The organism is Rickettsiella endosymbiont of Xylota segnis (assembly GCF_964019545.1).
In the GTDB taxonomy this organism is placed as follows: Bacteria; Pseudomonadota; Gammaproteobacteria; order Diplorickettsiales; family Diplorickettsiaceae; genus Aquirickettsiella.
On the sequence record NZ_OZ026451.1, the window covers coordinates 456,846 to 469,680 of the forward strand.

General features: G+C 35.2%; 11 protein-coding genes. 3 read left to right on the forward strand and 8 right to left on the reverse strand.

What is annotated here, in order from left to right; genetic code table 11:
• Window positions 1–5: 5 nt before the first annotated feature.
• Window positions 6–1,877 carry a DUF3413 domain-containing protein gene (locus tag AACL18_RS02125; RefSeq protein WP_339051090.1) on the reverse strand — a complete coding sequence of 624 codons (1,872 nt, stop codon included), beginning with the start codon at window positions 1,875–1,877 and terminating at the stop codon, window positions 6–8.
• A gap of 63 nt (window positions 1,878–1,940) precedes the next feature.
• Window positions 1,941–2,228: a DNA-binding transcriptional regulator Fis gene (fis, locus tag AACL18_RS02130; protein ID WP_084028721.1), complete on the reverse strand. Its 288-nt coding sequence runs from the start codon at window positions 2,226–2,228 to the stop codon at window positions 1,941–1,943.
• A 250-nt stretch (window positions 2,229–2,478) separates the two neighbouring features.
• Here fis and dsbD point away from each other — a divergent pair, with 250 nt between their 5' ends.
• The gene (gene dsbD / locus AACL18_RS02135; protein WP_339051092.1) at window positions 2,479–4,170 is read left to right on the forward strand and encodes a protein-disulfide reductase DsbD; all 1,692 of its coding nucleotides are present in this window, start codon (window positions 2,479–2,481) and stop codon (window positions 4,168–4,170) included.
• A gap of 49 nt (window positions 4,171–4,219) precedes the next feature.
• On the opposite strand, the gene AACL18_RS02140 is transcribed toward dsbD, so the two are convergent.
• Entirely contained in the window at window positions 4,220–4,543 is a 324-nt protein-coding gene (locus AACL18_RS02140; protein WP_339051093.1) for a hypothetical protein, read from the reverse strand.
• Between the two features lie 784 nt (window positions 4,544–5,327).
• On the opposite strand from AACL18_RS02140, the gene AACL18_RS02145 reads away from it, so the two are divergent.
• A complete protein-coding gene (locus tag AACL18_RS02145) occupies window positions 5,328–5,747 on the forward strand; it encodes an ankyrin repeat domain-containing protein (RefSeq protein ID WP_339051094.1) in 420 nt (139 codons plus the stop codon).
• Window positions 5,748–5,870: 123 nt separating this feature from the next.
• Here AACL18_RS02145 and AACL18_RS02150 read toward each other — a convergent pair whose 3' ends face one another.
• From AACL18_RS02150 to AACL18_RS02170, 5 genes are all read right to left on the reverse strand, one after another.
• On the reverse strand, window positions 5,871–6,626 hold the full coding sequence (locus tag AACL18_RS02150) for a hypothetical protein (RefSeq protein WP_339051095.1): 756 nt from the start codon (window positions 6,624–6,626) through the stop codon (window positions 5,871–5,873).
• Window positions 6,590–8,338 (reverse strand): hypothetical protein, encoded by a 1,749-nt coding sequence (locus AACL18_RS02155; protein WP_339051096.1) that lies wholly within the window; start codon window positions 8,336–8,338, stop codon window positions 6,590–6,592. Before AACL18_RS02155 ends, AACL18_RS02150 begins: the two co-directional genes overlap by 37 nt.
• Before the next feature lie 28 nt (window positions 8,339–8,366).
• Window positions 8,367–9,305 (reverse strand): DMT family transporter, encoded by a 939-nt coding sequence (locus AACL18_RS02160; protein WP_339051098.1) that lies wholly within the window; start codon window positions 9,303–9,305, stop codon window positions 8,367–8,369.
• A gap of 20 nt (window positions 9,306–9,325) precedes the next feature.
• The gene (gene parC, locus AACL18_RS02165) at window positions 9,326–11,587 is read right to left on the reverse strand and encodes a DNA topoisomerase IV subunit A (RefSeq protein ID WP_339051100.1); all 2,262 of its coding nucleotides are present in this window, start codon (window positions 11,585–11,587) and stop codon (window positions 9,326–9,328) included.
• A 163-nt stretch (window positions 11,588–11,750) separates the two neighbouring features.
• Window positions 11,751–12,344: an acyloxyacyl hydrolase gene (locus AACL18_RS02170; protein ID WP_339051102.1), complete on the reverse strand. Its 594-nt coding sequence runs from the start codon at window positions 12,342–12,344 to the stop codon at window positions 11,751–11,753.
• Between the two features lie 232 nt (window positions 12,345–12,576).
• Here AACL18_RS02170 and rpmE point away from each other — a divergent pair, with 232 nt between their 5' ends.
• Window positions 12,577–12,822, forward strand: coding sequence for a 50S ribosomal protein L31 (gene rpmE, locus AACL18_RS02175; RefSeq protein WP_339051582.1), 246 nt, complete (start codon window positions 12,577–12,579; stop codon window positions 12,820–12,822).
• Window positions 12,823–12,835 lie beyond the last annotated feature (13 nt).

Here is a 12,835-nt window from a genome sequence, read left to right on the forward strand (position 1 = left end):
AAAACTTATTTTTTATCTTTAGAGTAATACCGTTGAGTTAAGCCTAAGGCGGCTAAGGCATTTTTCTTTGGTAATGCTTCATTAGGCAACATCTTAGCTTGGAGGTTTTGGATTTGATAATAACCTGAAGGGAAAATGGTGATAATTTCTTTACCATTCACCAGACCTAAATTGGTATAACTATGAATTAATAAAAAAGCAGGCGCTTTTTTATTAAACAATGATTGGCCAATACTGTAGTCAGTTGTGGGATTTTGCAAACCAAATATTCGGCTGATTAAAGTGGGTATTACGTCGTAATGACTAGTCATATGTTTAACTAACTGCGGTTTTTGGTCTGGCCAATGAATAATCAAAGGGACTTGAGTTTGGTAACGAGTAAAATTACTGGCATGTCCCCAATAACCTTGATGATTATCATTGAACTCATTACCATGGTCGGCAGTAATAAGAACTAAAGTATTATCTAATAAATGTCGTTTTTTAAGTAAGGTTAGATCTTTACCCACTAGTTTATCGATGTAATATAAGGCATTTTTATAACGGTTAAAGGTGGGGGTTGGATTAGTATGGTTAGTATAAGTTAAGCGATCACAGACCGCTATGCTGGGTTGAAAAATATGTATTGGACTTTCACCAATGCAGAAACTATGAGCGGCATCGTAAAATACAAAACTAAAAAATGGCGAAGGGGTTTCTGTTATAAATTGCTTAAATTCTTTTGTAATTTGTTTGTCTCTATCGTAAGGGGTATACCCAATTGTTGAGGTTTTTAAATTTTTTACTCTCGCAAATACATTCAAATTAAAAGGGGGCGCGCGTAGCGAAGCGCTAGCGAAAATGCCCATATGGTAATTTGCAGCGAGCAACTTATCCATAAATAATGGACTTTTATGTTGGTTAATAGTGGCTGACCAATAAGTAGCCGGTAAACTATAAAACAAAGAAAATAGGCCGGGCTGAGTTCCATTTCCGCCGCTGAAATGCTGTTGAAACTGCCAACTTTGTTGAGCAAAGCGATAAATATTCGGTGTATTGGCAGCGCTCAACATATCAAAACGCCAGCTATCTATCAGAATAAAAACGATATTAATCGGTTTTTTATGTGACGTGTAAACTAAAGGATGCAGAGGATAGTTAAGCTTTTGATTAGCGTGATTAATTTCTACAAAATCTGAACGATAAAGACTCTCTAATTCTGGCAATGCTTGCTTGCCAGGTAATAATTTGGCTAAAACTTCATAGTAAAGGGGTAGGGTATAAGCTTGCTGATTAAGTGCTAATGCCGTGGAACTTTTGATTAAGATGGCTAGCATATAGTAAGAAAATAAAAGACAAGCTAGCATTGCAACAGGGTAATGTAAGACGTAAGTTTTATGACGTAATTTTTTCCATATGAGTAGGGCTAGGCCTATTTCTAAAACAAATAAAAGGCCAGATAATATTCCTATCGATAACCACTCTAGCCAAGAAAGATCAAATACTTCGTTGGCTTCCCCGCCCGTCAATAATTTCCAAATAACGCCATTTAAATGAAAGTGGTATTGTCCAAACACAAACGTGTCTACACTAAGTAGATAAGCGATTAAGAAACCTATAATGACCGAAACAGCAAGTATGAGTTTTTTTCTAGGATAAAGAATGACGAGAAGAATGGGGATAATAGCAGCAACACAAGCAAATAAACTGAGTTGACCCAAAAAAGCACTGAATAAAAACAAGCACGCCAGTAGCTGATTAGCCAGGGACGAAACCGATAAATGAAAGGGGATAATAATGGCAAGATAATGTAAGCCAATCCCCCAAAATAATAAGGTATTCCCAATAAAAAACCAAAATATCCAATTAAAATAAATTTTTTTTGTTGTTAAGGACATTTTTTTTATTGTTGTTATTTTTTTTTATAAATGCACGAGAGGTTTATTTAGTGGTTTTTTGATCTAGCAAAGGTCGCATTGTTTTAGTTTTTTACGTAAAGTACCGCGACTGATACCTAACATTTTCGCTGCTTTGGTTTGGTTTCCGCGAGTTTGGCGTAATACCACTTCTAACATCGGTGATTCCACCTCGGCTAAAACAAGACCATAAAGATTAGAAGGTGAGTTTCCATCTAATTGCGAAAAGTAATTTTCTAAAGCCTGTTCAACATAAGTTTTTAGCGGCTGCTGAGGTGCGCCAGCGCTAGCAACCATAGGTAGAACAGGAAGTTGATCGAGTGCATTTTGCATATACATTATCCTTTGAGACTTGACTAGGTCAGAGGAGTTTCCATGATATAGTAGCTAAGAGGTTGCGACAAGCGTCTTTTGGCGGATTTTTTGAATTTCTTAGCCACTAAGTAAGCCAAGCCCTAATTATTCTTAAATATTTCGCACATTAATGCAGAAAAACCGCGTATTTAGGATGAACATTATGCAAAATGACGATGTAGCCTAGAAAAATTGCCTGGATAGGTCTATTTAATATATGGGGTTTGATATGCATATCTATCTTAAAGGAAGATATATTTTGTTAAATTTTACTAAGTTTTTAATAGTTTTGGTATTTGAGCTAAGCTTCGGGACAGGAATGTTGCCTGCTTATGCTAGTCAACAAGCTTTACCTGTGGATCAGGTTTTTCAAGTCTCAGTACAGCGTTTAAATAATAAAACATTGACTGCACGTTGGACTATCAAGCCCGGTTATTATCTTTACCGAGATAAAATACACTTCCAAAGTACACCCCTACGTATAAATTCAGTGGTTTTTCCTAAAGGGATTATTAAACATAATCAATTTATTGGAAAATACGAAGTCTATCAGGGACATGTGGTGACGTTATTAAAATATATACACCCTCTTCCTGATCAAAATCTTGACATAGAAATCCACTATCAAGGTTGCGCTATAGCAGGTTTTTGTTATCCGCCTGTAGTTAAACACTTAATACTAACCCATTCTGGAATGTCTGTTAGCGGAATTAATCAAAATTCTACAGATGTAGGCCAGAATTCATTAGTAAACAATCAAGGACAAGCCATAAAAACGACTAGCGAACAAAGTAAAATCTTAAGCTTATTAGCAAGTCATAATATTTTTTGGACACTGATTAGTTTTTTTGGATTTGGTTTATTATTATCGTTGACCCCTTGTGTGTTGCCGTTGATTCCTGTGTTATCGGCTATCATTTTAGGGCAAAAGCAATTAACGACGGTTAAAGCGTTTAGTTTATCAATAACTTATGTTCTAGCTATGGCATTTACCTACGCCGTGGCAGGAGTTTTTGCTGGTTTAGCAGGTAGTTATTTACAAGCATTCTTACAAAGTCCCTGGGTAATTATCATTGTTTGTGCTTTGTTTGTAGGCTTAGCTTTTTCGTTATTTGGTTTCTATGAGTTACGTTTACCAGCGAGTTGGCATGAAAAACTGATCCATATTACCAATCGTCAGCAGGGTGGAAATTATGTTGGTGTGGCCTTGATGGGCTGTTTGTCTACGTTAGTTATATCGCCTTGTATAACAGCCCCTTTAGTCGGTGTGTTAACTTATATTGGTAATACCGGTAATGCCATACTAGGAGGTATTGCGTTATTTGTTTTAGGTTTGGGTTCTGGCGTTCCTTTGTTAATTATTGGGACTTCAGCAGGTAAATGGTTGCCTAAATCAGGTCCTTGGATGAATGGAATTAAAATTGTCTTAGGCATAATGATGCTGGCTATGGCGGTGTGGTTGTTGGCACGAATCATGCCTAGCAATTCCCGACCTTTTCGTCTGCTTCATCCCGATCAAGTAGTCAGCTCAGAAACAAGTAACTTTCAGACAATTAAAAGTATTTCTGATTTAAATTTAGCCTTAAAACAAGCAAAACAACAAAATAAACCCGTACTAGTCGATTTTTATGCTAATTGGTGTATATCTTGTAAGGAAATGGAACGGTTAGTGTTTACTGCTCCACAAGTTAAGTCCCTGATGTCGCGTTTTATTTTATTAAGAGCGGATGTTACGGCCAATGATGACAAAGATAAGGCTTTAGAACGTCAATTCCATGTGATTGCACCACCGACTTTTTTATTTTTTGCGCCGAATGGACAAGAATTAACGGATTCTAGAATAATTGGACAAGAAGAAAGTCAAACCTTTGCTAGTCATTTACAAAGTGTGTTAGCTATAAATGGTACATTCAGAATGTAAGTGCGAATTTTTTGTAGCGCAATTTCAGGCAATAAGTGCGACCCGATTTTCAAGTATGCCTTAATCCAAAGTGTTGATAAAATACTTCCTTCGGTGTTTGATAGCCCAAACATTTCATTGGCCTGGTATTAAATACATGAATACATTTATCTATCTCGGATTGTTCTAATTTATTTAAATCAGTTTGTTTGGCCAACTTTGTTGGTAGCAAACGATTAGCATTTTCTATAGCTGCTTTTTGGTAGGATTTAAAAGGTTCACAAAAATAAATAGTATTTTTCAATGATTTAGCTTTTTCTTCATCTTTTATAAAAGATATATTGTTATCTATAGTTAATGAATCAATAACTTTTGTTGCTAATTTTGCTTTCATCAAGTAACTTATGTTTGAATTGTGGAATTGGCGTTACGATTCTCCCTTCTAATCGCGAGCATATAACGGCTTTTACGTTGCTTAAAGTAATATGCTTGGTTTTTTGCTTTCTAAAAATAATTAAATCCCGTCCATGAATTTAAACAGCTTGAATCGGATTTTTATGGAACATAAAAGAAAATATATTAATCTTTTCTTTCAGTGAGGAATTTATAAAAAGATTTACTTACATTTTCAATAAGCAGCTTGCAATTCAGTTTATTCTGTAAAAAATTTAGATTCATTTCTTATCCAATCATATTTTGAAAAATATCAGATCATTTGTTTAGATATTGAACTTGTTTTTCATAATTTCAATGAAATATTAATATCGAAAATGGCAAAAAAAAAGACTGAAATTTAGCTTGTCACTTCAAAGAAAATTCTTCCAAACTTGAAAAATTTGATCTACCTAAAAACGTTATTCTTCGATTCTTAGATGGGGCTGAAATGCAAGCAATGGCTACAGAGTTCAAGCTTCCTCAAACAGTTTTTATTACTCTAGATAAAAATCAATATTTGCTTAGATTTTTTGCTACCAAAGAAAGCTTTCCCTATGTTGTCACGGCACTTTATGTGCAGCGATTATTTTTTTAAATCAAATTACGGAAAATCTTTTCACTTCCAATAATGGCGATACTCCGCTTTTGTCGCAGCGCAAAATGGCCATGCTAAAGTTGTTAAAGTACCGGTCAAAGCAGGCGTTAAGTTCGACAACTCTTTTAGTACCGCTACTCCCCTTTTCATGGCTGTACAAAATGGCCATACAGATGTCATTAAGATACTACTTGATTTATACGTTAAACTTGATGCAAGCCCTAAGATTGATGAAACAGTAGGTGAGGTTTGTACGCCACTTTTTATTGCAGCACAAAACGGCCATATCAAAACTGTCAAATTATTGGTTGAAGCAGGTGCCAATATTAATAAAACTGCCTTTAATGGCGCTACTCCTCTTTTCATAGCCTTACAGAATGGCCATACTGAGATTACTAAACTGTTCAATAAACTAGGCACAGGTAGCGATGCAGCAACATGTAAGTTAAAAATAAAGAAGCAACAAACGTTATTTTTCGAGGCTAAGAAAACATTACCAAGTAAATCTGTGAATTTACAAGGTAACGAAAATCTTAACCCTGATAGGGAATATCCTATGTTAAATTAAACTGGTAGCGAGACGTTCAACCTTTATTGAAATTATAAAGCGCTTTTAAAGTAAGTTACGGGACTCTATATAATTGAATTTTAATTAAAATGGTAGCAGTATAAAAAAGGGCTCGTCGTTAACTTATAATTTTCTATCTAAATAAGACGGTAATGCATGGTCAATCTTTGCATTGTGATAATTATTTTTATCTGGAAAAATTCCCATAGTCATCAAGCCAATAATAGTATTAAGATTTTGAGTCTCTTCTTCTAACTGCGAATTTTTTTCCGAAATAATAGTATTTACTAGAATCCGTTGGTCAGGATCTAGAAGTTTAAGATTTTTTTCAAAACTAGGAGAATTTTTGCTTGAAAGAATCTTTTCTTTAAAAACTGCACATATAACGGCACATTGTTCTGGGTTTAGATAGATTAAAAGCCCGCTTAAGAACTTGTCATCTTCTGTCATAGCGATAAATTTTTCTTTAACCATTTCACACACAATACCGCATTCCTCAGGAGATAAATTAATTAGGATATTATTCAAATCAGAAACGCTTTCAATAATAGAATATAGCTGTATTTTAAATGAGTTAAATATAACAGTGCGTTGTTTTAAATCTAGGAATTTAAGTAATTTCTTAAAGTCTGAGGCATTTTTTACTTTGATAGAAGACAACTTTTCCTTCAAGGCCGCTAAGACAATTGTATAGCAAGACTCTGGTGATGATTCAAGAATAATGTGCAAATCAGAGGTACAGTGTATGACTGAAGGAAGATGCTCTTTAAATTCTTTAAATATTTCGGCATGCAGCTCACCAGCTAGCTCATGTAGAATATTTTGGAGATCACTAATATTTTTTATGAAAAGTGGCTTTTCTTTAATGAGTTTACACAAAACTCTGCATTGGATAATTGTTCACTTATTAGTTCAATCACGATCATACTGTATTCAGGAATGAAACATTGAAGTGTATTACCAAAGTCTAAGGGGGATTCTATTATAAGTGACGATTCCGCTTTAACCATATTAAAAATCATTAGGCATTGTTCAAAATTTAAATTTTCTAAGATAATACCCAAACTAAATGGGTTAGTTATGAGCGAAAATAGCTTTTCTTTAAATACTCCACATATTCCTTTAGATAGAGCTAAAGGTTGTTCAGTTAAGCCATATAGGATAGTTTGAAAATCAGAAGGATTGTTTATGAGTGTGAATAGCTTTTTTTTAAGCGCTTTACATACAATAGTGCATTGCTCAAAAGTTTCAAGGTTTTTAAGGAATTTATTAAAAGCAACTAGGGATGAGCCAACTTTTTCTGCAACTCCTTCATAAATAATCAAATAGTTTAAGTCAGAAAAGGAATCACTATCAAAATCATCGACATTTTTTATAATCGTGGGAAATTGTTTTTTAAGCATTTTATTAATAATCGCGCGCTGATCAAGCGTTGAAACACTAAAAACACATTTAATAAAATCAATGGAGTCTTTGATAACAGAATGAAGTGGAGTCTTAATCACTTCGTATACGGCCGTGCGTTGTTCAGGCATTAGCTTTGTTAGGACAGTAATATCTGAAGGATTTTGTATAATTGAACATATCTTGCTTTCGAGCCTTTCACAGACTTTTCTACAATAACGCGGCGTTAAGTATTGAAGAATAGTTTGGAAGTCAAGTTTGTCTTGAATAAGAGAGGAAAGATATGGAATTAGCGTGGTTGCCCATTCAACGCCGCCTATGACCTCGAAGCTACGTGTAATCAACCTAAATTCTTTTTGATTTAAAAGACCTTTTAATGAATACAAATATTTTACTCTTTTAGATACGATCCCTAAATTCCTATTTTTAGATTGATTATTTACATTGATTAATCGTGTGTATTTTTCTATCTTATTTTCAAGATTCATTCCTTTTTTATTAATAACAGTTTTTTTTAAATTATCAGGTAATTTCTTAAATTCAGTTAAAGATTGTATATTTTTAAAAATAAAAGCTAACGATTCAGGACATTCTTGTTCATTAAAGTAAAGAATATTTTTTTCCAAAGATTTTTTTAGTAAATCATTCCAATGATTATGATGGTTGGATAAGCGAAAAAGTATATCTAATGCAAAAAAAGAACAATGTCTTCCATCTCGCTGGATTTTCGTACCTTTATAAACGAATACCTTTTTAGGACTAAAAGGTGCAGAAAATAAATTTAATAATACATTAATGTCACGACATTGAGCTGGATCGATGACTAAAAGATACAAAAGTCCCTTCTTTACATAACAATCAATAGCAAACCAATGACCCCTATCTTTTACTCCCAAGTGAAAGTGCACCGGAATATCTTTTGCAATATTTTCAGCTAGTAATTTAAAAAAAATTTTCAGCCCGTTATTATGTTTCTTTTCTGTTATAGGAAAAATAAAAATATTTAAATTCTGTTTCCTACGTCGTTCTTTCGCCCTGATAAGATAATCCATTTCATTTAAAGACAAAAAAGGAACATTTTTTTTATTCGCATCGACCAGTTGCGTTTTTTCTTCTTCAGAAACTATTGTTACTTGAGTAGAGCCGTTTAAACTCGTTTCATTAGATGTAATGTAGGAATCATTCATATAGCTAAAGGTAAAGGGTTACAAAATATTATAAGCGTTTGCTGTATGCCTGGCGAAGCAATTGTAATAAGTTTTTATTAGGAAATTGTATTAACACGACGCCCAGTAAGATGGCGATAACACCCAAGCCTTCTGTCCATTGCGGGCGATTGTGAAAAAAAATAAAATCCCAAAATATAGCCAAGATAGGAACTATATACAACACTGTACTCGCTCGTACCGCATCCCATTCACGAATTAAATAATAATAAATAATCCAGGCAATTGCAGTTGAAAATAAACCCATATAAACACTTGCCACCCAAATAATAGGGGTATGCAATAATAAACTACTACTTGGCCAATGTTCGAATAGCAGTGATACTAGCGTTAGAAAAATAAGGCTCGACCAATGCTGATGATAAATATTGGCATAAAAATCTAATTTAGTTTGACCAGATAACATATGTTGATTCAGTAAATTGCCGATAGCATAACTGATAGCCATCAATAATAACGAAACGGTGCCTAACAAGGCAGAATGTGCAGAATTAAATTTCAGTAAAGGCCAAAAAATAATACAAATACCTAATAAACCTGTGAATAAACCGATGAGTTTTAAAAAAGAAAAATTTCTGGTTTTGGTAGAAATTAAACTAAATAGTAAAGTCCAAATCGGTACAGTTCCGTTTAAAATTCCCGCTAAACCTGAAGAGATGTATTGTTCACCGTAAAATAAGAAGAAGAAGGGAAGTCCTTGAGCAAAAAGTCCCATGATCCAAATACGCCAACGCAGATTAAAAGGAACGGTTACGCTTTTTTTTAAGAAACAAAAAATAAGACTTAAGAATATTAATGCTAAACCTACGCGTAGCATTGCCCCAAAGAAAGGAGGAACGTGTAATACCACGGCTTTAATACCAGCAAATGAACCACTCCAAAAAGCAGCCAGTAAAAAAAACCAACAATAATTTATATTTTTATTCATTATTATAATTAACCATTAAATCAAGTTAAGTCGACTGTTAGTGCGTCTAATTTTTGCAAACCGCGTGGTAATTTATGGCCGCGTTGACCTCTTTTTCCAATATAATTTGCTAAATCCGAACCTTTCAAAGTAAATTGTTTTTTTCCTGAAATTAACATCAACTTACTATTTTTTGTCGGTAAAATTACTATTTTACTTATAAATTCTTCACGTAGCTCGAGTTTTTTTGGAGGAATTTGTATCATTTTATTGCCTTTACCACGGGCCAATATCGGTAATTCTTTTGCGGAAATAATTAATAAGTATCCGGTATTCGTAGCCAAGGCAATATAACTGGAGTCAATGTGACTAACCAACAATAGAGGCAGAACATGCGCATGAGGAGACAATTTTAACAATGCTTTGCCATTACGATTTTTAGAATACAGTTCGGATAATTGTGTAATAAATCCATAGCCAGCATCAGCACTGACTAACACAGACTGTTCAGGATCTCCGGTTATCATCCCTTCAAAATTTGCTCCTGGGGGAGGATTAAAGCGACTTGTTAATGGTTCTCCGGAACTACGAGCCGAAGGAAGTGTATGTATCGATGTTGAATAACTACGTCCGGTTGAATCAATGAAAGCAATTAAGTGATTACTGCGCCCAAGTATAGTTGTTTTTAAAGAATCACCCGCTTTAAAAGCTAAACCACTGACATCAAAATCATGACCTTTTGCTGCGCGGATCCAACCTCTAGTCGATAAAATGACTGTCATGGGCTCGGAAGGAATTATTTCGGTTTTTTGTAAAGCTTGTGCAGCGCTACGTTCAACCAATGGTGATTTGCGAGGGTCACCATACAGTTTGGCGTCTTCTTGTAATTCTGTTCGAATCAGCCGTTTCAACTGTGCTTTAGAAGATAAAATTTTCTGAATTTTGTCACGTTCAGCGATCAAGTTTCCTTGTTCTGTTTGTAATTTAATTTCTTCTAGTTTGGCGAGTTGGCGTAAACGGATTTCCAAAATGGCATCGGCTTGAGTTTCACTTAATTTGAAACGTTTCATCAAGCGAATTTTTGGATTATCGTATTGTCGTATAATTTTTATGACTTCATCGATATGCAAATAGACAATCAAAAAGCCTTCAAGAAGATGAAGTCGATGCAAAATTTTATTTAAGTGAAACTCTAAACGTTTTCTTACGGTAGCTTGTCGGTATTCTAGCCATTCTTGTAATATGACGAGCAGATTTTTTACCTTAGGCCGTCCATCAAGACCTATCATATTAAGATTAATACGATAACTGCGTTCTAAATCTGTCGTTGCAAATAAATGTGTCATCAAGGTGTCGGTATCAACTCGGTTCGATCGGGGTACAATCACAAGTCTGGTTGGATTTTCATGATCCGACTCATCACGTAAATCTTCTATCAGCGGTAATTTCTTATCGCGAATTTGTTCAGCAATCTGTTCAATAATTTTCGCGCCAGATACTTGATAAGGTAGATCGGTAATAACAATTTGGTTTTTTTCTTCTGTGTAAACAGCGCGCGCTCGAATGACACCTTGGCCTTGTTGATAAATATTACAAAGCTCAGCACGAGAAGTAATTATTTCTGCTGCAGAAGGGAAGTCTGGCCCGATAACCAGTTCACAAAGTTCTGCCAAAGTAGTATCGGGTTCGTCTAATAAACGAATACAAGCGCTTACTACTTCGCTAAGGTTGTGTGCTGGGATATCCGTCGCCATGCCGACTGCAATACCTGAGCCACCATTTAATAAGATATTAGGTAAGCGAGCTGGTAATAGTTTAGGTTCTTCCAGTGTAGCGTCAAAATTAGGCACCCAATCAACCGTTCCATCAGACAGTTCGTTGAGTAGGGCTTGGGCATAACGTGTTAAGCGTGATTCGGTATAACGCATGGCGGCAAAAGATTTGGGATCATCTTGAGAACCCCAGTTCCCCTGCCCATCAATCAGAGGGTAACGATACGAAAAATCTTGCGCCATTAACACCATGGCTTCATAACAGGGGCCATCACCATGAGGATGAAACTTACCTAAAACATCACCGACTGTACGCGCTGATTTTTTATATTTTGCGAGTGCGGTTAAACCTAATTCAGACATGGCATAAATAATGCGTCGCTGTACAGGTTTTAGACCATCACCGATATGCGGTAAAGCTCGGTCAAGAATGACATACATGGAGTAATCAAGATAGGCTTTTTCTGTAAAAAGACGCAGTGCTTGATGTTCAATGGGTGAATGTGCGGATGATAATTTACTTTTGGCCATTACTGTATAGCCTCTTAAAAAAAAAAGAACCCTAGTTCATCGGCGTCTTTTTGTAAGGACGATATTGAGTGGGCATGTTGAAAACAGCTTGTGTGCAGTATAAGATGATCATGATATTTTACAATATAGTTTTTAAAAAACTTTTACAGGTTTTTAATAAGCTCTAAAACTCATAACCCAGCGTAAATAAATGCTTCACATCGATGCCTTGATTGGGGGGGGATAGACTGGCGTTCGAATAATGTAGATAGTGATAACTGAACGACCATGCTTCCGCTGTGCTTTTTCGCCACCGTAAACCCAAGCCCATTAAATCTTGAAAAGCAAATTGACCGCCCAAATTTCGATGACCCAAGTGATTATTAGAAAGCCAGCTCGCACCAATTCCTAGCTCGAGATAAGCTTGGGCAGATAACAGCCAATTTTCGCGACTCTGTAAGCGTATGAGTGGCGATATAGCCAAAATACTGATAGAACGAGGCTGATTATCAAGAGGTGGGCTAGTATGCCAATTGGCATAGCTAACATCCCAGTAGCCAGTTAAGTTCAAGCGGGATTTTGGAAAGCCTACCCATGGCCAAAATTGTTGAATAGCAAATCGATATCCTTTTAAATGATCAGGATTCCCTGTTCCATAGGAAATTTGTAAGCCATGGGTTGCAGCAGAGCTGTTTGCTGGAATCCAACTAATCAGTATTAAACTGGCATATAGAAAATAGAGACAATTTTTTTTAGTTAAAATAGGTGAGATTTTCAATTAAACACTCCTTGTTGCATTAATTTTTTGTTAGAGATAAATTTTTCTTTAGCTTATAGGCTTTTATAGCGGACAACAATGTATGCTAAATACCAGTATTGTACTAAAATAACTTACATTTTTTCTAATAAAAATAGAGTTTTTAGAGTAGCTTCGCTGCCAAAAATTTCGTTTTATAATTTGTTCTGTTATAATGCCGGGCTCATTCTATTCAAGGGATATAAAAATTATTATGCAGCAAGATATCCATCCAGCCTATAACGTAGTTACAGTTACATGTAGTTGTGGTAATAGTTTCAAGACCCGTTCTACTTTAGGTGAGCCCGCTCTTACTATAGAAGTATGTTCAAAATGTCACCCTTTTTACACGGGTAAACAAAAAATTGTTGATACCAGTGGTCGTGTAGATAAATTTAAACAAAAATACGGCAAACGTACCCTTAAGGCCACCGATAAGGCTGACCCAGAAGCTGCTTAATTAATCCAACTTT

Bases quoted from the DNA above. Each gene is read 5' to 3' on its own strand.
- fis (WP_084028721.1), bottom strand. From the start codon at position 2,228: ATGCAAAATGCACTCGATCAACTTCCTGTTCTACCTATGGTTGCTAGC.
- AACL18_RS02160 (WP_339051098.1), bottom strand. From the start codon at position 9,305: ATGAATAAAAATATAAATTATTGTTGGTTTTTTTTACTGGCTGCTTTT.
- parC (WP_339051100.1), bottom strand. From the start codon at position 11,587: ATGGCCAAAAGTAAATTATCATCCGCACATTCACCCATTGAACATCAA.
- AACL18_RS02155 (WP_339051096.1), bottom strand. From the start codon at position 8,338: ATGAATGATTCCTACATTACATCTAATGAAACGAGTTTAAACGGCTCT.
- AACL18_RS02145 (WP_339051094.1), top strand. From the start codon at position 5,328: ATGGCTGTACAAAATGGCCATACAGATGTCATTAAGATACTACTTGAT.
- AACL18_RS02125 (WP_339051090.1), bottom strand. From the start codon at position 1,877: ATGTCCTTAACAACAAAAAAAATTTATTTTAATTGGATATTTTGGTTT.
- rpmE (WP_339051582.1), top strand. From the start codon at position 12,577: ATGCAGCAAGATATCCATCCAGCCTATAACGTAGTTACAGTTACATGT.
- dsbD (WP_339051092.1), top strand. From the start codon at position 2,479: ATGCATATCTATCTTAAAGGAAGATATATTTTGTTAAATTTTACTAAG.
- AACL18_RS02140 (WP_339051093.1), bottom strand. From the start codon at position 4,543: ATGAAAGCAAAATTAGCAACAAAAGTTATTGATTCATTAACTATAGAT.